Origin of the sequence: Massilia cavernae, from assembly GCF_003590855.1 — a bacterium.
GTDB classification, from domain to species: domain Bacteria; phylum Pseudomonadota; class Gammaproteobacteria; order Burkholderiales; family Burkholderiaceae_D; genus Telluria_A; species Telluria_A cavernae.
On sequence record NZ_QYUP01000078.1, the window covers coordinates 1 to 19,253 of the forward strand.

Here is a 19,253-nt window from a genome sequence, read left to right on the forward strand (position 1 = left end):
CAGCGGCACGATCTCGCCGTCGAAGCGGCCGCTGCGCATCGCGTGCAGCGCGCGTTCGTGGCTGGCCAGCGCGAACTTCTCCATCTGCGTGCGCGAAATATCCCAATGGTCGGCGATGCGCTGCGCCGCATAGAACTGGTTGACCGGCGCATCGCCGAAGCGCGCCTGCCAGCCGCGGCTCTCGGCGAACGGGGTGGTGAAGCCGAGCGGACGCCCGGCCAGCATGGCCGACGAAATCGGGATGCTCGACATGGTTTGCACGCCGGCCGCAACGACCACGTCCTGGGTCCCGCTCATCACCGCCTGCGCGGCGAAGTGCAGCGCCTGCTGCGAGGAACCGCACTGGCGGTCGACCGTGGTGCCGGGCACCTCGAGCGGCAGGCCGGCGGCCAGCCACGAGGTGCGCGCGATGTTGCCGGCCAGCGAACCGATGGTATCGACGCAGCCGAAAATGACGTCGTCGTACTGTTCGGCGGGAATCGCGTTGCGCTCGACCAGCGCGCGCAGCACGTGGGCGCCGAGGTCGGCGCCGTGGATTGCGGCCAATGCTCCGTTGCGCTTGCCGGTGGGCGAACGCAGTGCATCGACAATATAGGCTTCTGCCATGGTGGTCTCTTCAGCAGGGAGGGTTAGTTTGAAAAGCTGGCCGCAGGGCCGAGCGGCGCGCCGTCGGCCAGCAGGGCCGCCGCCACGCGCGCCTTGTGGAAGGCGCGGTCGCCCCAGGCGGCATCCAGCACCCAGGCGCGCTTCATGAACATCTGCAGGTCGACCTCCCAGGTATAGCCCATGGCGCCATGCACCTGGATCGCCTTGCGCGCGGCCGTCCATGCCGCCTCGGCGCAGGCCAGTTTGGCGTGCGACACGCGCAGTGCGCGGTTGCTGTCGCCATGCGCCAGCGCGACCACGGCGCGGTACAGCACCGGTTTGGCAAATTCGATCTTGGTGACGACGTCGGCCAGATGGTGCTTGACCGCCTGGAAGGCGCCGATCGGCTTGCCGAACTGTTTGCGCTGGGCTGCGTAATCGACCGCCAGGTCGAGCATGCGCTGGGCCAGGCCCAGCAGCTGGCCGCTGACGTTGAGAGCGCCGCGCTCGAGCGTTTCGTCCCACAGCGCCTGGCCGGCTGCGCCATCGGCCAGCAGCGTGTCCGGGCCCGGCTGCCATTCCACCTGCGCCAGCCGGCGCGAAGCGTCGATGCTGGGCAGCGCGGCCAGGCTGACCGCAGCACGCGGCACCGCATGCACTTCCGTGCCGTGCGCCAGCAGCAGCAGGTCGGCCAGCTCGGCGTCGGCTACCCAGGGGTTGACGGGGTGGCCGACCGCGATGCGGCAGTCGCCGGTGACCATACGCGCCAGCCACTCGGAACGCACCGGATGCCCGGCCGGCAGCGCCGCCAGCAGGCCGGTGGCCACGTAGGCGGTGTCGGACATCGAGTCGGGAATCGCGTAGTAGCCCAGCTCCTGCGTCAGCAGGGCCCAGTCGATGTCGCCCATGCCCATGCCGCCGTCGGCCTCAGGCACCGACAGGCTGAAGATGCCTTGCGCGGCGATTTTTGCGCGCAACGTCGGCGAGCGGCCAAGGTCGGTTTCCCAGATCTCGCGCAGCATCTCCGGCGGCGCCTCGGTCATGAAAAAGCGGCTGATCGAATCGCGGAATGCGACCTGCTCTTCGGTAAAGGTAAAGTCCATGGGTTCCCTCCGGCTCAGCTCTTGGGCAGGCCAAGCACACGCTCGGCGATGATGTTGCGTTGAATTTCGTTGGTGCCCGCATAGATCGGGCCGGCCTGGGCGAACAGGAAGCCTTCCAGCCAGTCGCCGTTGGCGGCGGCTGCTTCACCAGTCAGTTCGGCGCGCGCGCCGAGGATGCGCATCGCCGTTTCGTGCATCTCGAGGTCGAGTTCGGACCAGAAGATCTTGTTGGTGCTCGATTCGGCGCCGATGGTGGCGCCGCGCTGCAGCCTTCCCACCGTATGGTAGGACGACAGGCTGTAGGCCTCGGCTCCCATCCATGCCCGCATCACCGCCTCTCCGATCGACGGATCGCGGTCGGCCTGGGCGCGGTTGGCCTGGTACAGCTGCATCAGCTTGTGCGCGGTGTGCTGGAAGCGCGCCGGGGAACGCAGCAGCAGGCCGCGTTCGAAGCCGGCGGTCGCCATCGCCACCTGCCAGCCGCTGCCTTCGGCGCCCAGCAGGTTCTCGACCGGTACCCGGACGTCGTCGAAGAACACTTCGGCAAACGCGTCCTGGCCGTTGAGCGCCTTGATCGGGCGCACTGTGATGCCGGGCGAATCAAGCGGCACCAGCAGGTAGCTCAAGCCATGATGGCGCTGCGATTGCGGCTCGGTGCGGAATAGGCCGAACATCCAGTTGGCGAACAGCGCGCGGGTCGACCAGGTCTTTTGCCCGTTGAGCACGTAATGGTCGCCCTCCCGCGTGGCGCGGCTGCTGATGGCGGCCATGTCGGAGCCGGCGTTCGGTTCCGACCAGCCCTGCGCCCACATGTCGTCGCAGCGCGCCATGCGCGGCAGGAAGCGCTGCTTCTGTTCCTCGGTGCCGAATTCCATGAGGGTCGGCCCGAGCAGCAGGATACCGTTCTGGTTGACCCGCATCGGCGCCCCGGCCGCCCAGTATTCCTCTTCGAAGATCAGCCAGTCGATCAGGTCGCAGCCGCGCCCGCCCAGTTCCACCGGCCAGGTCACGCTGCTCCAGCCGCCGTCGGCCAGGGTGGCTTCCCAGCGCCGGTGCTGCTCGAAGCCCTCGCGCGTATCGTAGTTGGCGAAGGGCTCGGACGGCACATGTTCGCGCAGCCACGCGCGCACCTGCTGCCGGAACGCCTTCTGTGCTTCCGTATATGTTAGTTCCATGTCGTCGGCTCCTGGTGCTTAAAAGGTCGCATCGCGTTTCTCGACGAAGGCCTGGCGGGTCTCGGCCGAATCGGGGCTCATGTAGGCCTGCAGGGTGAAGCCCTGCTCCCAGCGGTATTTGTCTTCCAGGTTGCCGTCCTCGATGCCGTTCAGCGCCTCCTTGGCGATGCGGATCATGGCAGGACTCTTGGCGGCAATCCGCGCCGCGATCTCCAGCGCGGTCGAACGCAGCTCGGCGCGCGGCACCACCCGTTCGACGCCGCCGAGGCGCCACGCTTCAGCGGCCGGGATCATCTCGCCGGTGAAGAACGCGTAACGGGTCTTCTGCAGCCCGAACAGGCGCTGGAGGTGCGCCGCGCCGCCCATCGCGCCGCGGTCGACCTCGGGCAGGCCGAACGAGGCGTCGTCGGCGGCGATCACGATGTCGGCGGCGCCGCAGATGCCGATGCCGCCGCCCAGTACGAAGCCGTGCACTGCGGCGATGACGGGCACCGGGCTGCGGTGGACCGCCTTGAAGGTGGCGTAGTTGCCGGCGTTGACCGACACGATAAGTCGATCGTCGGCGTTCAGTTCCTTGATGTCGACGCCGGCGCAAAACCCGCGCCCTTCGGCACGGATCACGATGACGCGCACGGCGGCCTGCGCGCCGAGGGCGGTAATGCCCGCCGCCAGTGCGTGCCAGCCGGCGTCGTTGAGGGCGTTGACCGGCGGCCGGTCGAGCACGATTTCGGCGACGCCGTTGTCGTGGAGGGTTGTGGAAAACTGCGGATTCATGGTCGTTTCCTGGTATGTGTCTGGTTGATTAGTAGGCGCCGATGCGCGCACGGATGCGGCAGGCGTCGGCGACGATGGCGTCGACCACCTGTTGGCACGACAGCAGCTGGCCGATCAGTGCCACCACCTGGCCCGAGGACATCACGCCCTCGGCAGGCTTGCCGTCGACCATGGAGCGCTGCAGCAGCATCGGCGCGTTGGCCGCCATCACCACCTGGGCCACCGAGGCGGCGTCCTGGCGCATCGCCTGCAGCAGCACGCCCATGGCGTGGCGGCTGGTCATGCCGGTCTGTTTTTTCCACGCCAGCGCACTGCGCAGCGCGATCCACACCCGGCGCAGCGGCGCGGCGTTTTCCAGCGAGGCGAGGAACTCGTTGCCGATCATTCGCTGCGGCATGCCATCGACCAGGTAGGACACGCGCACCTGCTCGGCGTCGCGCACGGCCAGGTAGCGTTCCAGCGTCTGCACCGGCACCCCGCTGTCGGTGGTCATCAGGAAGCGCGTGCCCATCGCCACGCCCTGCGCGCCGTAGGCCAGCGCGGCGAGCAGGCCGCGGCCGTCGTAGAAGCCGCCGGCCGCCACCACCGGCACTTGGACGGCATCGACCACCTGCGGCAGCAGCACCGTGGTCGGCACCGCGCCGGTATGGCCGCCGCCTTCGCCGCCCTGGATCGTGATCGCGTTCGCGCCCATCTCGATCGCCTTCTGCGCGTGCTTCAGCGCGCCCACCGTCGGCATGCAGACGATGCCGGCGTCGCGCAGGCGGCCGATGGTCTTGCTGTCCGGGCCGCGGCCATAGCTGACCGCGCGCACCTTATGCTTGACGGCCAGGTCGAGCAACTGCTGGGCGTTCGGCTGGAACATATGGAAATTCAGGCCGAACGGCTTGTCGCCGGTCAGCTCCTTGACGCGCAGGATGTCGGCTTCGATCCGCTCGGCGGGGATGGTAGCGCCGGCCAGGAAGCCGAACGCGCCCGCGTTGCAGGTCGCCGCCACCAGCTCGGGGCCGGCCACCCAGCCCATCGCGGTCTGCACGATCGGGTAGCGGCAACCGAGCAGGTCGCACAGCGGGGTATGCAGCGCGGCGTTCATGCGGAGGCCTTGTTGGCGGCCGCCATCGATGCCGCGTCATGTCCGCCCAGGTGGCCCTGGCCGAGCAGTTGCCCGTGGGCGTGGGCCAGCTGGTGGTAGCCATACGCCATGTCGATTGTCGCGCGCAAGCCCTGCAAATCTTCGGCGCGGTTGAGCACCTGCTTGGTCAGCGCCAGGCCGAGGCGCGGCTGCGCGGCGATGCGGGCTGCGATCGCCGCGGTCTGCTCCTCCAGTTGCGCGGCCGGCACCACCCGGTTGACCATTCCCATTGCGTAGGCGCGCTCGGCGGACATGCGCTCGCCGAGGAACAGGAATTCCTTGGCGATGCGCGGATTGAGTTCCTGCGCGTGGGCGAAATATTCGACGCCTGGAATGCCCATGCGGACCACCGGGTCCTGGAAGAAGGCGTCGTCGGAGGCGACGATCAGGTCGCACACCCAGGCCAGCATCAGGCCGCCGGCCACGCAGGCACCCTGCACCATCGCGATGGTCGGCTTCGGAATGTCGTGCCAGCGCCGGCACATGCCGACATAGACTTCCTGTTCGCGCGCATAGTTGAATTCCGCGCCGGGCTTGTTGGCATGGTCCCACCACAGGCTGGCGCGCTCGAACGATTTGTTGACGTCGCGCGCCGGCGTGCCGATATCGTGGCCGGCGCTGAAATGCCTGCCGCTGCCGCGCAACACGATCACGCGTACCGTATCGTCGTCGACGGCGCGCTGGAACGCGGCGTCGAGCGCGTAGGTCATCTGCGAGTTCTGCGCATTGTTGAACTGCGGACGGTTCATCGTCAGCGTCGCCACGCCGTCGCAGGCCTGGTACAGCACCGGGCACTCGGTTTCGTAGGTTGCGTGGTCGGCACGCTGCACAAATTCGGACTGGTCGGGCATGGCTGGTCTCCGGGAAAGTCAGGCGCCCAGCGCGCTGGCGCGCAGCTGGTGCGGGTCGAGGCGTGCCAGCAGCTCCAGCTGGGCCGCGGTCGGCGCCGGCGTTTCGGGGATCGCATCCGGGATATGCAGCGGGAAGCCGGTCGCCTCCTGCACCTGCTGCGCGCTCACGCCCGGATGCAGGGACACGATGCGCATCTGGCGCTGCGGGCCGCCGAAATCCAGCACGCACAGATTGGTGACGATGCGGCGCAGGTCGATCTCATCGAAGCTGTAGCCGCGCGGCAGGCGCGCCGGGTTGTAGCCGATCGAGGCAACCATGTCGACTTCGCCGGCAACGAACACCTTCGGGCTGTGCTGCGGGATGAAGAAGGAATTGGCATGGCTGATCGAGTTGCCGGGGAAGCCGCGCACACCGAGCATCTGCACCTTGGGACGCCGGTAGTCGGCGCCGACCATCGAGATGTTGGCCTGGCCGAAGCGGTCGACCTGGGTCGGCCCGACCATCGCATGGCGCTTGCCGCTCCAGACATTATCGAAGATGCGCGAGAAACCCATCCAGGTTTCGCGCTGCAGCTGGTAGTCGCCGCGCGGACCGAGCGGCACCGGCTCGCTCACCAGCCAGGCTTCGGAGTCGGTCATCATCAGGTCGGGATTGGTGGATGCCATGCACAGGGAGGCGGCCAGCCGAGGCACCACGCCGATGCCGGTGGCCAGCACTTCGCCATCCTCGCTCCATGCCTGCGCCGCGGCGCAGACGATACGGTCAATCAGGGAAAAATCGTTCACAAGCATGTCCTTTCAATAGACCGTAGCCGGGAGTTTGGCGATGGCGGCGAGGCCGCCGACAGCGTCGATGTAGGCCGCTTCGCCAGCTTCGACGTAGCGCTCGGCGTAACGCGCCCAGCCGCCCTCTTCCCGCGCGCTGGCGGCGTACAGCCGCAGGTGGGCCTGATCGACGCCGTAGGCCGGCGTGCAGGAGGCAGGATGGGCGCCGCCCGGCAGGTGCACCACGCCGGTCGTAGCTGCGCGTTCCCAGTGGACGTAGCGCGCCTCGTCGCCCTGGGCGAAGAAGGCGTCGTCGACCAGCTCCTCGCACGACACATAGGTGCTGCGCGCGGCGCGGGCGAACAGGTCGTCCATGTAGATGTCCGGCCCGCGCACCTGGCACACGCCGCGCGCGCTGGCGCGGTCGACGTGCAGCAGCGCGGCGTCGAGCGGCAGCGCAGGCATCGCGACCCAGTCCTTGCCGTCGTAAGGCGAGCCGATCACCTTGATCTCGGGGTTGTAGCGGATGACGTCGGTGCCCAGGCCGATCCTGGTAGGGATGAACGGCACCCGCATGGCGGCCGCCTTCAGGCCCAGCATCAGCATGCCCTCGTCGATTTCCATCACCTCGAGTTCACCGGCCTGGCGCGCCTGGCGGAAGTAGGGTTCGAGCGGAATGGCGTCGAGCGAGACGAAGGCGAATACCAGCTTGCGGATCTTGCCGGCGGCGCACAGCATGCCGACATCGGCGCCGCCGTAGGCGACCACGGTGAGGTCCTTCAGCGGCGAGCGCAGGATTTCGCGCACCAGCGCCATCGGCTTGCGGCGCGGGCCCCAGCCACCGATGCCGATGGTCATGCCGTCTTTCAGTTGCGCGACGACGTCGCGCGCACTCATTTGCTTGTTCATTGCTGGCCTTTCTGTCCGACCGAAAAATCATGTCCCCACAGGCTGACCTGGGTGAACTCGTGGGTAATGTGGCTGGCCCAGTCGACCACCGTGCCGCCGTAGCCGTATTCGACGTCGAAGCCCGACGGGGACTTCATGTAGAACGAAATGACCTTGTCGTTGGTGTGCTGGCCGAGCGTCGACGATTGCGGCACCGCATGCGCGGCCATGCGGTCCATGGCGCGGCCGACCTCCGGCATCGATTCGACTTCGACCATCAGGTGCACGCAGCCGCTTGGAACCGGGAAGCCGGCAAGCGCCAGGCTGTGGTGACGGCCGTTATTGCAATGTAAGAAGTAGATCGGCAGGGTCGGGCCGGCGTCGCCTGCCGGCTTGAAGTTGAACATGTCGGCCAGGCCGAAGCCGAGCACGTCGCAGAACAGGCGCATGGTCTCCTCGAAGGCCACGGCCGGCAGCACCACGTGGCCCATGCCGATGTCGCCGGTGATGAAGCGCGCCACACCGACTGGCGAGGCGAAGTGGCGGAACTCCGACTGGAAGCCCCAGACGATCTCGTGGCGGTTGCCCGACGGGTCGTCGAACGCCGCCAGCTGTTGCACGCAGCGCTTGGCGCACAAGGCAGTGCTGCCAAGCGCAACCTCGACCCCTGCCGCGCGCAAGGCGTCGACGGCGGTGGTGAAACCGGCCTTGCTGGCCACTTCCCAGCCGGTGGCGACGTAGGCGTCCCGCTCGCCCTTCTGGACGGCGATGCGGAACTGGCGTTCGTCCATTTTCAGGTGCAGCCCGCCATCGGGCGCCGTGGACGCCATCATGCCGAGGACCTGTTCGGCATAGTCCCGCCACTTGGCGAGGTCGGTGGTTTCGGCGACGATGTAGGCCAAGCCTCTGATATCTGCCATGATGCGCTCTCTCCTTGGATAGCTGGTGTATGCATCGATTATTGTTCGCAGGCGGCGCTGAATCATCGTCCAATAAGACTACCGCCGGACCCGGGGCTGCCGTAGGCTGGCGCGCTCATCGATTGGAGTAGAATGGACCTGGAACACACCACGGGAGCGGGACTGATGCCTCACCCTGCCGATACGCACCCTACGCCGGAAGCCGGGCAAAGCGCCGCCGGGTTCGCGCGCGTCAAGCGTGCATACAAGACATTGAGCGCCGGCAACCGTACCTTGCTGCGTGCGTCCGCCGAAGATGAACTGCTGCGGCAAATGTGCCAGGTCATCGTGGAGGCGGGGGGCTACCGTCTCGCCTCGGTTGGCTATGCCGAGGCGGACGAGGACAAGAGTATCCGGTGGGCCGCCTACGTCGGTCCGGAACGGGATGCTGCCGGCACCTGGCACCTCACCTGGGCCGACACGGAATTGGGGCAAAGCGCAAGCGCCGTCGCGATCCGCACCGGGGAGCCTGTTATCGGCAGAAAAATCCTGACCGATCCCGCCTACGCCGGCCCCAGCTTCGCCCACTTGCGCGAGGACGCGGCCAGGAAGGGCTATTTGGCCACTGCGGCGTTTCCCTTGCGCGTCGACGGCAAGGTGTTGGGCGCCTTGAGCATGGCTGCCGAGGAAGCCGATGCCTTCGATACCGAAGAAGTCGCGCTGCTCGGGGAGCTGGCGGACGATCTCGCCTATGGCATTGCCAACCTGCGCGTGCAGGCACGGCACCGGGAGGCGCAGGCGACCATTGCGCACCTGGCCTATTACGACAGCCTGACGGGGCTGCCCAATCGCACGCTATTTCTCGAACAACTGGACGCTGCGATCCAGACCGCGAAGCGGGAGCACCAGTCGCTGGCGCTCTTGCACATGCACGTGAGCCGTTACCATGAAATCAACAAGGTCCTGGGCTACCGGGCGGGCGACGAACTGCTGCGCAAGATCTGCCGCCGCCTGAAAGCCGCATTGCCGGACGATGCCGTGATTGCGCGGGTGGGTGACGCCGAACTCGCCCTGCTGCTGCCACGCAGCAGCGCCGAGTACGCCACCGAGGTGGCGAGCCGGCTGAACAAGGCGCTGTACGAACCGCTCAAGGTTGGCAGCCTGATGCTCGACGCGAGGGTGCTCATCGGCATGGCGATGTTTCCTGGCCACGCCAGCGCAGCGGATAGCCTGATCCGGCGCGCCAATGCGGCCATGTACCAGGCCAAGCCTGCGCGCGGCGGCTATGCCATGTACGTCAGCGGGCAGGAGCAGGAAAGCGTCCGGCGCATGGCGCTGATGGCCGATTTGCAGCGGGCCATCAGGCACGACGAGCTCAGCCTGTATTACCAGCCCAAGGTCGATATGGCGTCGCGCCGCCTGTGCGGCGCCGAGGTGCTGGTGCGCTGGGAGCATCCGCAGCACGGCATGGTGGCGACGCAGGAACTAATTTTGCTGGTCGAACAGGCCGGATTGATTACACGCCTCACCACCTGGATCCTGGAAGCGGCGTTCCGCCAATGCCACACCTGGCAGAGCGCTGGGGCGGGACAGGAATTGGCGATCAACCTGTCGGCGCTCGACCTCTACGATTCCGGACTGGTCGACAGAATCGAGGGATTGATTTCCACCTGGGGCATCGCTCCCGGACTGGTCCAGTTCGAACTGACCGAAAGTGCCCTGATGGCCGATCCGGTCGGCGCGATGGAAACGCTGGACCGCTTGAAGCGGCTGGATGTCGACCTGTTTGTCGATGACTACGGCACCGGCTATTCAAGCCTGAGCTATCTCCAGAAGCTGCCGGTCGACGGCCTCAAGATCGACCGGTCATTTGTCACTCCCATGGCGGCAAACGGCGATTCAGCGACGATCGTCACCTCGACGATCGAACTGGGCCACAACCTCGGCCTGAAAGTGGTAGCGGAAGGCGTCGAAAGCGAAGCCGTATGGGAACGCCTGGCCCTGCTCGGCTGCGATATCGCGCAAGGTTACCTGATCAGCAGGCCGATGCCTGCGCAGCAATTCCAGGATTGGCAGCAGGCGTGGCGTTAGTCCAGCCGGAGGCTACGATATCCGCGCAGCCCATGCCTACAGGCGCAGTATGGAATCAACGTCGGAAGCCCTGGAATATTTGCTCTACCCCCGCCTGTGCAGCGGCGGCACGATAGAGCTGATCGACAGTTGCCTTGGGTTGAGGTTCATGGATGCCGAGCAACCAAACCATTCCAGCGACGCCAACTGCGACCACCAGCACCGTACGAAAACGAGGAATCGACATGATATTCACCTTAGAGGGGGAGGTTCACGAGGCACGCTCTTAAGGTACTGCCGCACTATGCGCGTTCAATCGTCCATTCGGACTACGCGCTGGCGAAGCGCTGAATTATTCGTCAGCCGGCGTTTCCCGCCTCGGCCGACGGCGCCGTCACCTAACTCCGGCCGAGATTCCCATCGGCCGAACGCGAACAATTCGATCTGTCCTAGTCTTGCTGGACGATTCTCGAATTACGCCTGCTGGCGCAAGATCCCACATAAGAGTACATGTGCTGAATTAGTTGCCCAAGCCATGTCTTGAACGACGTGCTTCCCTCGATCGATTTCAGTTTTTTTTATAATAGTCACAGGAGATAAGATGAATACAGCTTCTCAACCACTGTTTGATTTGTCAGGCCGCGTTGCGCTGGTGACCGGATCCGGTCAAGGCATGGGCCTGGGTATCGTGCGCGCACTGGCCACCCAGGGCGCACGCGTGATAATCAACGATTATTATGCCGATCGCGCAGAAACGAGCGCACAGGCGCTACGTGCCGAGGGCTTTCAAGTATGCGCCGCGCCGGGGGATATTACCAAACCGGAAGTGCGCCAACAAATCATCGATGTCGCGCGCAAGGAATTTGGCAACATCGACATCCTGGTACATAACGCCGGGGTTCCGCCAGGGATGCCAGACTCATTGCGCAAGTTCAGGGATTTGGAGGACAAGGACTTTGAAGTACAGCTCGATCTGAATCTGCGGGCGGTACTTGGCCTGACCCGTTTGGTTCTGGACGGCATGTGCGAGCGCAAGTTCGGTCGCGTCGTCATCATCAGCTCCGAATCGTGGCGAGTGGGGCTGAGCTATGGCCTGAGCAATTACGCTGCCGCGAAGGCCGCAGCGCTGGGCTTCATGCGTCAGTTGGCCCATGAGGTCGGCCGCAGCGGCGTCACCGCCAATGCCCTGTCCCTGGGTTGCATGAACAATTTCGGGTATGACGAAGTCGCCAAGGCACAGACCGCCGTGGGGCGCGCCGGAACGCCTGACGATGTTGGCGCAGCCGTGGCCTATCTTGCCTCTTCCGAGGCATCATGGATGACCGGACAGGTATTGGCGCTGAATGGTGGCTCGGTAACCGCTTGATCTCAGGTGAGCAGCTAAGAAGGGGGTGTATCTTTTCCTTTAGCTGCCTTCAGCTTGATCGACACGTCGTCGGGAGTCACAAAACCGATGGGACGTTTCTGGACGGGCTCGGCCGGCGCCATCAATTCGCGGATGGCGTCAAAAATCTGCTTCAACTGCACGCGCGTGTTGTGCTCGAACGTGTCGTGCTTCAGCGACACCAACTCGGTCTTGTTCTCCAGCTCGTCCAGGCGCAGTGCCAATTCCTTGTTCGAGACGATCACTTCACGCAGGCGCACGAAGGCTCGCATGATCTCGATGTTGACGGCGATGGCCTGTGGGCTGCCCAGCACCGACGAGAGCATTGCCACGCCCTGCTCGGTGAAGGCATAGGGCGCATAGCGCCGACCGCCACGGCCGCCGTTTGAGATCACAGATTGTGATCTCAAAGCCTCCCACTCGCCGGCATCGAGCTGGAACATGAAGTCCGCCGGAAAACGGTCGACATTGCGCTTGACTGCCTGCACCAGGCCACTGGTGGTGACGCCGTACAGTGCGGCAAGGTCGCTATCGAGCAGCACCTTCTGTTCGCGGATGAGGCGGATGTGGCTGGTGATTGATCCCACCGGCAGGTGCGCCGCCGGCTTGGCGCTCAAGCTACATCCTTTGCGTGGCCACTCAACTTGCGCATGGACTGCATGGCCGATCCCGCGCAATGCTTGCCCGTGACGGCAGAGATGAGGCGGATTACCGCTTCCTGTTCTTTTGATTCACATTGCGCCGAGGCACGGAAGCGCTCCTGCAGGCGCACGTTGTTGATCGGCTTCGCGTCCGAGACGGCGCATACTAAATCCAACATGAAGACCTCCGAGTGCAAGCGCGGTTTCTTGAAGTCGATCGCCACATGATCGTAGAATGATTATATTTACGACACGTCCTGGTCTAGAATCGGATACCCATTATGAAGGCCTTACCGAAGAGGCAACTTGATCGTCCTAAGGCTGCGGCACGAGCAGGCGACGATCGCATGGTGAAATTCGACTTAGGCCGGACAGTCAGCGTTCGGCGTCATGGCGGATCGTTTTGCGTGGAGGCCTACCGCACGAATCCAGGGACAGATGGAGTCGCGGAACTGGATGTAGACAGGAAAGCGCCTGCGATCACATCCCATGGAGGACCCTTGGAGCTTATCGCGAGAATGAGGAATGGGACGTCGGCGCGAACCATACCCGGAATCGCGTCGAATCTTGGACTAAGCCAGGACAAACTTTTCGATCTCTTACGCCTGCCTAAGGGTACGGTCAAGGGGCGCATCAGCGCGAATGGAAAACTTTCTCCAACCGAACAGGATCGCATGTACCGGGCCGAGAAAGTGTTACGGCAATGCCAAACAAGTACTGATGGACGAAGAAGCCGCGAAGACATGGCTTAGGCAGAACAACAGATCCCTGGGCGGCGAAGTGCCCCTTTCGCTACTGGACACCGAAGTAGGATATGAGCTCGTGCTGGACACACTTGGCAGGATCGAGCACGGAGTAGTGTCGTAATGGCTCGGTTTGCCCTTTCGCCGCAAAGACAACCGCGGTAGTCGCCAGACACTTCGTCTACGATCCGCGGTTGTAGTCCGCAGCGTGCACGACCCCCGTTAAAAACCCGCCAAAGCGGGTTCTTACTCTCTTAGCAGAAACTCATTCCCACTCGATAGTCGCAGGCGGCTTACCCGAAATATCATAAACCACGCGATTAATCCCGCGCACTTCATTAATGATCCGGTTCGACACCTTGCCCAGCAGGCTATGCGGCAGATGCGCCCACTGCGCCGTCATGAAGTCCAGCGTCTGCACCGCGCGCAGCGCGACAACGTACTCGTAGGTACGGCCATCGCCCATCACGCCCACCGATTTCACCGGAAGGAACACCGCAAACGCCTGGCTGGTCGCCTCGTACCAGTTCTTCGGCGCCTCGCCCGCATCGATGCTTTCCAGCGCAGGAATCTCGCACGGCGTCTTGCGCAGTTCCTCGATGAAGATCGCATCGGCGCGGCGCAGCAGGTCCGCGTATTCCTTCTTCACTTCACCCAGGATACGCACGCCCAGCCCCGGGCCAGGGAACGGATGACGGTAAACCATGTCATGCGGCAGCCCCAGCGCCACGCCCAGCTTGCGCACTTCGTCCTTGAACAGTTCGCGCAGCGGCTCCAGCAGCTTCAGGTTCAGCGGCGTTTCCGGCAGCCCGCACTACGTTGTGGTGGCTCTTGATGTCTGGCGCCTTCTTGCCTTGCCCGCCGCTTTCGATACGGTCGGGTAAATGGTGCCCTGTGCAGCCACTTGGCGTTGCTCAGTTGCCCCGCCTCAACCTGACAATTCCACGAACTCGCGGCGATGATCTTGCGCTTGGCTTCAGGATCGGCAACGCCCTTCAGGTGGCCCAGGAATTGGTCTTCCGCATCGATGCGCAGCAGCCTCACGCCCAAGGTTCTTGGCGAACATGTCATGACCATCTTGCCTTCATCCAGACGAGCAGGCCGTGGTCGACGAACACGCAGGTCAGCTGGTCGCCGGATGGCGCGGTGGATGTCAGTGCCGCGCACGCTCGAATCGACGCCGCCCGACAGGCCCAGGATCACTTCATCGCTACCCACCTGCTCGCGAATCTTGCAAACTGCTTCGGAGATATAGTCGGCAGTTTCCAGTCGCGACTTGCAGCGCGCAATCTCGTGCACGAAGCGGCCGAGGATGGCCTTGCTGCGAAGGTTGTGGCGTCCACTTCAAGATTGGAACTGCAGCGCGTAGAAACGCGCGCTCTTCGTCGCCATCGTCGCGATCGGAACCAGGCTTTCGGTATGCCATCAGCTTGAAAACTGGCGGCATGTCGAGCACCTTGTCGCCGTGGCCTTCAATCACACTTCAGCATGCCGTGCCTTCGTCGGTGACGAAGTATTGATGCCGTTTCAGCAGCGGCGTATGGGCCGCGCGCGCGTCTTCGGCATAGCCGATTCGCGCACGATGGGAGGTGCGCAGCCGCCCGTTTTTCGAACGCTTGCCACCCACAGTTTGGGCAGCCATGGTTTTGCATGCGTAGGCAGATGCCGAGCACAGGCACGCCCAGCTCGAAGCACCGCTGCTGCGGCGCGCGCGGCGAATCGCCTTCCAGCGTCGAGTTGTGGCTGCCCGACAGGATCACGCCCGCCGCGCCATAGTTGCGAACGAACTCGTCGCTGACGTCGTATGGATAGACTTCGGAGAACACGCCCGCGTCGCGCACGCGGCGCGCGATCAGCTGGGTTACCTGGGAACCGAAATCGAGAATGAGGATTTTAGAATGCATGGAGACCGATGAATGAGATAGCGCCGTGGCGGCGCGAAAACAATGAGGCAAATGCGAACGTGGGCAGGAAATCCCTGCCCACGCTTTAACTTTTACTCCGAACGGTAGTTCGGCGCTTCCTTCGTGATCTGCACGTCGTGCACGTGCGATTCGCGCATGCCGGCCGACGTGATCTCAACGAACTCGGCTTTCTCGCGCAGTTCGTCGATGGTTGCGCAGCCGCAGTAGCCCATCGACTGGCGCACGCCGCCTACCAGCTGGTAGACGATGGCAACCACACTGCCCTTGTAGGCAACGCGGCCTTCGATACCCTCCGGAACAAACTTGTCGACGCGCGCACCGGCTTCCTGGAAGTAGCGGTCGGCCGAGCCATCGGCCATCGCACCCAGCGAACCCATGCCGCGGTACGACTTGTAGCTGCGTCCCTGGTACAGGATCACTTCGCCCGGCGCTTCATCGGTACCGGCAAACATCGAACCCATCATGACGGTCGATGCGCCTGCTGCCAGCGCCTTGGAAACGTCGCCGGAGAAACGAACGCCGCCGTCGGCGATACATGGCACACCGGTGCCCTTCAGGGCTTCGGCCACGTTGGAGATCGCGGTAATCTGCGGCACGCCAACGCCTGCCACGATACGGGTGGTGCAGATCGAGCCTGGGCCGATGCCGACCTTGACCGCATCCGCGCCGTGTTCAACCAGCGCCAGCGCGGCAGCCGCGGTAGCGATATTGCCGCCAATGACGTCAACGTGCGGGAACTTGGTCTTGATCCACTTGACGCGGTCGAGGATGCCTTGCGAATGGCCGTGCGCGGTATCGACCACCAGCACGTCCACGCCGGCTGCAACCAGCAGCTCGATGCGCTCTTCGTCGCGCTGGCTGACGCCAACCGCCGCGCCGACCAGCAGCTTGCCGAACTGGTCCTTCGACGCAAACGGGTGCTCGGTCGATTTCTGGATGTCCTTGACGGTGATCAGGCCCTTCAGGTCGAACTCGTCGTTGACCACCAGCACGCGCTCGAGGCGGTGCTTGTTCATCAGGCGCTTGGCTTCGGCCGTATCGGCGCCTTCCTTGACGTACACCAGCTTCTCGCGCGGGGTCATCTTGGCGCGCACTTCCGCATCGAGCTCCTCCTCGAAACGCAGGTCGCGGTTGGTGATGATGCCGACCACGGTATTGCCTTCAACGACAGGGAAACCACTGATGCCATACTGACCGGTCAGCGCGATCACGTCGCGGATCTTCATGGTCGGAGGAATCGTAATCGGGTCGCGCAGTACGCCAGCCTCGAAACGCTTGACGCGCGCAACTTCACGCGCCTGGTCTTTCGGCTTGAGATTCTTGTGAATAATGCCGATGCCGCCTTCCTGCGCCATAGCAATTGCCAGGCGGGCTTCGGTAACCGTATCCATCGCAGCCGACAACAAAGGAATGTTGAGCGAGATGTTGCGGGTCAGGCGAGTTTTGAGGGAAGTTTCGGCTGGGAGAATATTCGAGTAAGCCGGAACGAGCAGCACATCATCGAATGTGAGTGCTTTCTGAAGTAGACGCATAGCATTTCCTATAGGCGCAAAAGCGAATTATACAGAAGTTCGCGCCAACCGTCTGCAGCAGCCAACATTCTTGCCGAAATCCGTCCGCCATCGTTGACACGCGCACCGAAGCATGAGGAAATCAGTCCAAAGCTTCTTTACGGAAATATTCAATGATTGCTGGTACCCCAACCTTTCGACGCCTGCTGGCTGGCGCGGCACTGCTCGCTGCGGCCGGCATGGCAAATGCGCAATATGTCTGGATCGACGAGAAAGGCATCAAGCAGTTCTCCGACCGTTCGCCGCCCTCGTCGATCCCCGACAAGAATATCCTGAAGGCGCCGGGAAGGCAGCCGGTGGCGCTGGTGCCGACCGACGTCGATGCGCAGGCGAAAGCGGCTGCGGACGCCAAGACGGCCGCCGCTGCCGCAAAGGCTGCGCCGCTGACGGTCGCCGAGCGCAATATGGACTTCAACAAGCGCGCCGCGGAGAAGGCGGAGCGCGACAAGAAGGCAGCGGAAGAAGCGAAGATGAAGGCGGCCGTTGCCGAGAACTGCACCGTCGCGCGCGACTACATGGCGCAACTCGATTCCGGCGTCCGCCTTGCGACGACCAGTAAAGGTGAACCGGCATACATGAGCGACGCGGAGCGCGCCCTGAACAAGGCCAAGACGGCCAAGGTGATCGCCAGCTGCAAGTAGCCCATCTGACAGAAAGCATCATCCGCCGAAGCGCCATCACTCCTGCGCTTCGGCCGCCTTCTTGTGTGCCCGCCTGCGCCGCGAATCCTTCGGATCAGCCACCAGCGCCCGATAGATTTCAATCCGGTCCAGCTCGCGCACCACGGTATCGAGTGCCTTCTTCTTCCCGAAAATACCTACCGGCTGCACTGCCAGGTCGATGCCCGGAAAATCTTCCAACACCCCACTCTTCGCGATCGCCTGCTCAATCGTGCTGCCCACCTCCACGCTCACGTCGCGAAAAATCTCGCACGCGGCCGTCGCATAGCACACCTGCACATTGACCAGATCAGCCATAAACGGTTTCCGCCCGCTTGCAGAACGAATCGACCATACTGTTCGCAATCATCCCGAACACGGGTCCGATCAGCTGCTCGAGGATAATACTTGAAAACTCGTAGTGCAGGTCGAATTCGACCTTGCACGCATCGGCGCGCAGCGCCTTGAAAGTCCAGGTACCATCCATCACCTTGAATGGCCCGTCCACCAGTTTCATTTTCATCTGGGTGGGCCGCATGTTGTGATTGCTGGTCGTGAAGCTCTGGTGAACGCCGTGGAAATGGATCGCCAGGCAGGCGACCAGCGTGTCGTCAGTACGTTCCAGCACCTTGACCCCGCCGCACCACGGCAGGAATTTCGGATAATCCTCAACCTGCGCTACCAGATCGAACATCTGTTCCGCGCTATACCCCAAGAAAACTGATTTGTGAACTACTGCCATTAGTCAACCGTTTGTTATGATGTTGGATATGTTGCATTAGTAGTTTAACCGAACCGCGCAATTTCGCTATTTCATGAGTATTGTTGATAACAAAAAAGCCTTCCACGACTACTTCATCGAGGACCGTTACGAGGCCGGCATTGTGCTGGAAGGATGGGAGGTCAAAGCCATCCGCGCCTCGCGGGTCCAGATCAAGGAAGCCTACGTCGTCGTGCGCGGCGACGAGCTGTACCTGTTCGGCGCACACATCAGCGCGCTGGAGGCGGCATCTGCCTTCAGCCACCCCGAGGCAATCCGCACGCGCAAGCTGCTGCTGCACCGGGCCGAAGTGGACAAGCTGATTGGGAAGGTAGAACGATCGGGCTACACCCTGGTACCGCTGAACCTGCACTACAAGGGTGGCCGGGTGAAGTGCGAGATCGGCCTCGCCAAGGGCAAGAAGCAGCACGACAAGCGCGCGACGGAGAAGGACCGTGACGCCAAGCGCGAAGTCGCGAGCGCGATGAAGCAGAACAAGCGGTAAGAGCGGACGTACCACGTACCGTAGGGTGGATTAGCGCAGCGTAATCCGCCATGAGTCGCCGAAACGCATGCCACGCGGATGCGCTCCGCTTATCCGCCCTACGTTTATGTAGGCCGTAGGGCGGATAAGCAAAGCGCATCCGCCGAATCAGCCTCACATCACCTTGCGACTAATCCTCCAGCACGCAAGACTCCCCACCATCCCCACCAATACCCCGCACGCCAGCTTAAACGCGCTGCCAAACAACGCCGGTGCCACCAACCCCGACACCAGCGCAAACGCCATCATCTGGATAAACGCCAGCATCGACGAGGCCAGCCCGCGGTTCTCCGGGAACAGCCCCAGCGCCCCGACCTGGATTGCCGGCATGGCCACCGCGAGTCCGAATGTATAAACCATCAGCGGCAGCACAGCCCAAGGCACCTCCGCCACAAACAGCGCGTTATATCCGACGTTGACCACAGCCGCAGCGGCCATCAATCCAAACCCGATCCACACCATGCGCGTCGGCCTGATCTTGTCCGCCCTCTTCCCGCCCCAGGCCGAGCCGATCACCATCCCGCTAATCAAGGGTACGAACAGCCACGCGAACGCCGTCTCCGGCAGGTGCAGGATCTCCATCACGAAGTTGGCCGCGGCCCCCGATATACACGACAGTCCGCCAAACGCCAGACCGACGGACAGCGACAGCAGCAGGAACTGCGGGTCTTCAGCACCTTCAGTAGTTCCTGGCGATCCCACGCCATGGAAGGCATGGCGCTGCTCCTTCGGCAGGCTCTCGGGCAGCATGCGGTACACCAGTGCGATCAGCAGCGCGCAAATA

Annotated in this window: 22 protein-coding genes and 1 pseudogene; 6 read left to right on the forward strand and 17 right to left on the reverse strand. The window is 63.5% G+C overall.

What is annotated here, in order from left to right; genetic code table 11:
- From D3872_RS07780 to D3872_RS07820, 9 genes are all read right to left on the reverse strand, one after another.
- Positions 1–606 (reverse strand): thiolase family protein (locus D3872_RS07780; RefSeq protein WP_274381701.1); only part of this gene is annotated, 606 nt, incomplete at its 3' end.
- A 23-nt stretch (positions 607–629) separates the two neighbouring features.
- Entirely contained in the window at positions 630–1,688 is a 1,059-nt protein-coding gene (locus D3872_RS07785; protein WP_119810245.1) for an acyl-CoA dehydrogenase family protein, read from the reverse strand.
- Between the two features lie 14 nt (positions 1,689–1,702).
- The gene (locus D3872_RS07790; protein WP_119810246.1) at positions 1,703–2,863 is read right to left on the reverse strand and encodes an acyl-CoA dehydrogenase family protein; all 1,161 of its coding nucleotides are present in this window, start codon (positions 2,861–2,863) and stop codon (positions 1,703–1,705) included.
- An 18-nt stretch (positions 2,864–2,881) separates the two neighbouring features.
- Positions 2,882–3,637, reverse strand: coding sequence for an enoyl-CoA hydratase family protein (locus D3872_RS07795; protein ID WP_119810247.1), 756 nt, complete (start codon positions 3,635–3,637; stop codon positions 2,882–2,884).
- Between the two features lie 28 nt (positions 3,638–3,665).
- Positions 3,666–4,730: an NAD(P)H-dependent flavin oxidoreductase gene (locus D3872_RS07800; RefSeq protein WP_119810248.1), complete on the reverse strand. Its 1,065-nt coding sequence runs from the start codon at positions 4,728–4,730 to the stop codon at positions 3,666–3,668.
- On the reverse strand, positions 4,727–5,620 hold the full coding sequence (locus D3872_RS07805; protein ID WP_119810249.1) for an enoyl-CoA hydratase: 894 nt from the start codon (positions 5,618–5,620) through the stop codon (positions 4,727–4,729). The genes D3872_RS07800 and D3872_RS07805 overlap by 4 nt, the downstream gene beginning before the upstream one ends.
- An 18-nt stretch (positions 5,621–5,638) precedes the next feature.
- Positions 5,639–6,412, reverse strand: coding sequence for a CoA-transferase subunit beta (locus D3872_RS07810; RefSeq protein ID WP_182915722.1), 774 nt, complete (start codon positions 6,410–6,412; stop codon positions 5,639–5,641).
- Between the two features lie 6 nt (positions 6,413–6,418).
- A complete protein-coding gene (locus D3872_RS07815) occupies positions 6,419–7,294 on the reverse strand; it encodes a CoA transferase subunit A (RefSeq protein WP_119810250.1) in 876 nt (291 codons plus the stop codon).
- Entirely contained in the window at positions 7,291–8,193 is a 903-nt protein-coding gene (locus D3872_RS07820; protein WP_119810251.1) for a VOC family protein, read from the reverse strand. The genes D3872_RS07815 and D3872_RS07820 overlap by 4 nt, the downstream gene beginning before the upstream one ends.
- A gap of 132 nt (positions 8,194–8,325) precedes the next feature.
- Between D3872_RS07820 and D3872_RS07825 the strand changes: the two genes are divergently transcribed.
- Entirely contained in the window at positions 8,326–10,263 is a 1,938-nt protein-coding gene (locus tag D3872_RS07825; RefSeq protein WP_229459218.1) for a putative bifunctional diguanylate cyclase/phosphodiesterase, read from the forward strand.
- A 55-nt stretch (positions 10,264–10,318) separates the two neighbouring features.
- On the opposite strand, the gene D3872_RS25620 is transcribed toward D3872_RS07825, so the two are convergent.
- Complete coding sequence (locus D3872_RS25620; RefSeq protein ID WP_182915723.1) at positions 10,319–10,489, reverse strand: hypothetical protein; 171 nt, start codon at positions 10,487–10,489, stop codon at positions 10,319–10,321.
- A 354-nt stretch (positions 10,490–10,843) separates the two neighbouring features.
- Between D3872_RS25620 and D3872_RS07830 the strand changes: the two genes are divergently transcribed.
- Positions 10,844–11,608 (forward strand): SDR family NAD(P)-dependent oxidoreductase, encoded by a 765-nt coding sequence (locus D3872_RS07830; RefSeq protein WP_119810252.1) that lies wholly within the window; start codon positions 10,844–10,846, stop codon positions 11,606–11,608.
- Between the two features lie 14 nt (positions 11,609–11,622).
- On the opposite strand, the gene D3872_RS07835 is transcribed toward D3872_RS07830, so the two are convergent.
- On the reverse strand, positions 11,623–12,243 hold the full coding sequence (locus D3872_RS07835; protein ID WP_229459219.1) for an ORF6N domain-containing protein: 621 nt from the start codon (positions 12,241–12,243) through the stop codon (positions 11,623–11,625).
- A complete protein-coding gene (locus tag D3872_RS07840) occupies positions 12,240–12,446 on the reverse strand; it encodes a hypothetical protein (RefSeq protein WP_147373830.1) in 207 nt (68 codons plus the stop codon). Before D3872_RS07840 ends, D3872_RS07835 begins: the two co-directional genes overlap by 4 nt.
- Before the next feature lie 339 nt (positions 12,447–12,785).
- Here D3872_RS07840 and D3872_RS27435 point away from each other — a divergent pair, with 339 nt between their 5' ends.
- Both D3872_RS27435 and D3872_RS27440 read left to right on the forward strand, forming a co-directional pair.
- Entirely contained in the window at positions 12,786–13,019 is a 234-nt protein-coding gene (locus D3872_RS27435) for an antitoxin Xre-like helix-turn-helix domain-containing protein (RefSeq protein WP_370660955.1), read from the forward strand.
- Complete coding sequence (locus tag D3872_RS27440) at positions 12,988–13,134, forward strand: antitoxin Xre/MbcA/ParS toxin-binding domain-containing protein (protein WP_220476902.1); 147 nt, start codon at positions 12,988–12,990, stop codon at positions 13,132–13,134. The genes D3872_RS27435 and D3872_RS27440 overlap by 32 nt, the downstream gene beginning before the upstream one ends.
- A 141-nt stretch (positions 13,135–13,275) precedes the next feature.
- Here the strand turns inward: D3872_RS27440 and guaA are convergent.
- Positions 13,276–14,914 (reverse strand): annotated as a pseudogene (gene guaA / locus D3872_RS07850) (glutamine-hydrolyzing GMP synthase).
- A gap of 92 nt (positions 14,915–15,006) precedes the next feature.
- Positions 15,007–16,467 (reverse strand): IMP dehydrogenase, encoded by a 1,461-nt coding sequence (gene guaB, locus D3872_RS07855; RefSeq protein ID WP_119810255.1) that lies wholly within the window; start codon positions 16,465–16,467, stop codon positions 15,007–15,009.
- 152 nt (positions 16,468–16,619) lie between these two features.
- On the opposite strand from guaB, the gene D3872_RS07860 reads away from it, so the two are divergent.
- Positions 16,620–17,147, forward strand: a complete 528-nt coding sequence (locus D3872_RS07860; RefSeq protein WP_119810256.1) for a DUF4124 domain-containing protein — start codon at positions 16,620–16,622, stop codon at positions 17,145–17,147.
- A gap of 36 nt (positions 17,148–17,183) precedes the next feature.
- Here D3872_RS07860 and D3872_RS07865 read toward each other — a convergent pair whose 3' ends face one another.
- The gene (locus D3872_RS07865) at positions 17,184–17,483 is read right to left on the reverse strand and encodes an RnfH family protein (RefSeq protein ID WP_119810257.1); all 300 of its coding nucleotides are present in this window, start codon (positions 17,481–17,483) and stop codon (positions 17,184–17,186) included.
- Positions 17,476–17,907 carry a type II toxin-antitoxin system RatA family toxin gene (locus D3872_RS07870; RefSeq protein ID WP_119810258.1) on the reverse strand — a complete coding sequence of 144 codons (432 nt, stop codon included), beginning with the start codon at positions 17,905–17,907 and terminating at the stop codon, positions 17,476–17,478. Before D3872_RS07870 ends, D3872_RS07865 begins: the two co-directional genes overlap by 8 nt.
- Positions 17,908–17,980: 73 nt before the next feature.
- Here D3872_RS07870 and smpB point away from each other — a divergent pair, with 73 nt between their 5' ends.
- Positions 17,981–18,430, forward strand: coding sequence for an SsrA-binding protein SmpB (gene smpB / locus D3872_RS07875; RefSeq protein ID WP_119810259.1), 450 nt, complete (start codon positions 17,981–17,983; stop codon positions 18,428–18,430).
- A 153-nt stretch (positions 18,431–18,583) separates the two neighbouring features.
- Here smpB and D3872_RS07880 read toward each other — a convergent pair.
- Positions 18,584–19,253, reverse strand: a 670-nt coding sequence (locus tag D3872_RS07880; RefSeq protein WP_147373831.1) for an MFS transporter, incomplete at its 5' end; no start/stop codon positions are given.

What these genes read in the sequence shown, in the direction of transcription:
- D3872_RS07785 (WP_119810245.1), bottom strand. Translation starts at nt 1,688, where the DNA reads ATGGACTTTACCTTTACCGAAGAGCAGGTCGCATTCCGCGATTCGATC.
- D3872_RS07790 (WP_119810246.1), bottom strand. Translation starts at nt 2,863, where the DNA reads ATGGAACTAACATATACGGAAGCACAGAAGGCGTTCCGGCAGCAGGTG.
- D3872_RS07795 (WP_119810247.1), bottom strand. Translation starts at nt 3,637, where the DNA reads ATGAATCCGCAGTTTTCCACAACCCTCCACGACAACGGCGTCGCCGAA.
- D3872_RS07800 (WP_119810248.1), bottom strand. Translation starts at nt 4,730, where the DNA reads ATGAACGCCGCGCTGCATACCCCGCTGTGCGACCTGCTCGGTTGCCGC.
- D3872_RS07805 (WP_119810249.1), bottom strand. Translation starts at nt 5,620, where the DNA reads ATGCCCGACCAGTCCGAATTTGTGCAGCGTGCCGACCACGCAACCTAC.
- D3872_RS07810 (WP_182915722.1), bottom strand. Translation starts at nt 6,412, where the DNA reads ATGCTTGTGAACGATTTTTCCCTGATTGACCGTATCGTCTGCGCCGCG.
- D3872_RS07815 (WP_119810250.1), bottom strand. Translation starts at nt 7,294, where the DNA reads ATGAACAAGCAAATGAGTGCGCGCGACGTCGTCGCGCAACTGAAAGAC.
- D3872_RS07820 (WP_119810251.1), bottom strand. Translation starts at nt 8,193, where the DNA reads ATGGCAGATATCAGAGGCTTGGCCTACATCGTCGCCGAAACCACCGAC.
- D3872_RS07825 (WP_229459218.1), top strand. Translation starts at nt 8,326, where the DNA reads ATGGACCTGGAACACACCACGGGAGCGGGACTGATGCCTCACCCTGCC.
- D3872_RS25620 (WP_182915723.1), bottom strand. Translation starts at nt 10,489, where the DNA reads ATGTCGATTCCTCGTTTTCGTACGGTGCTGGTGGTCGCAGTTGGCGTC.
- D3872_RS07830 (WP_119810252.1), top strand. Translation starts at nt 10,844, where the DNA reads ATGAATACAGCTTCTCAACCACTGTTTGATTTGTCAGGCCGCGTTGCG.
- D3872_RS07840 (WP_147373830.1), bottom strand. Translation starts at nt 12,446, where the DNA reads ATGTTGGATTTAGTATGCGCCGTCTCGGACGCGAAGCCGATCAACAAC.
- D3872_RS27435 (WP_370660955.1), top strand. Translation starts at nt 12,786, where the DNA reads ATGAGGAATGGGACGTCGGCGCGAACCATACCCGGAATCGCGTCGAAT.
- D3872_RS27440 (WP_220476902.1), top strand. Translation starts at nt 12,988, where the DNA reads ATGGACGAAGAAGCCGCGAAGACATGGCTTAGGCAGAACAACAGATCC.
- guaB (WP_119810255.1), bottom strand. Translation starts at nt 16,467, where the DNA reads ATGCGTCTACTTCAGAAAGCACTCACATTCGATGATGTGCTGCTCGTT.
- D3872_RS07860 (WP_119810256.1), top strand. Translation starts at nt 16,620, where the DNA reads ATGATTGCTGGTACCCCAACCTTTCGACGCCTGCTGGCTGGCGCGGCA.
- D3872_RS07865 (WP_119810257.1), bottom strand. Translation starts at nt 17,483, where the DNA reads ATGGCTGATCTGGTCAATGTGCAGGTGTGCTATGCGACGGCCGCGTGC.
- D3872_RS07870 (WP_119810258.1), bottom strand. Translation starts at nt 17,907, where the DNA reads ATGGCAGTAGTTCACAAATCAGTTTTCTTGGGGTATAGCGCGGAACAG.
- smpB (WP_119810259.1), top strand. Translation starts at nt 17,981, where the DNA reads ATGAGTATTGTTGATAACAAAAAAGCCTTCCACGACTACTTCATCGAG.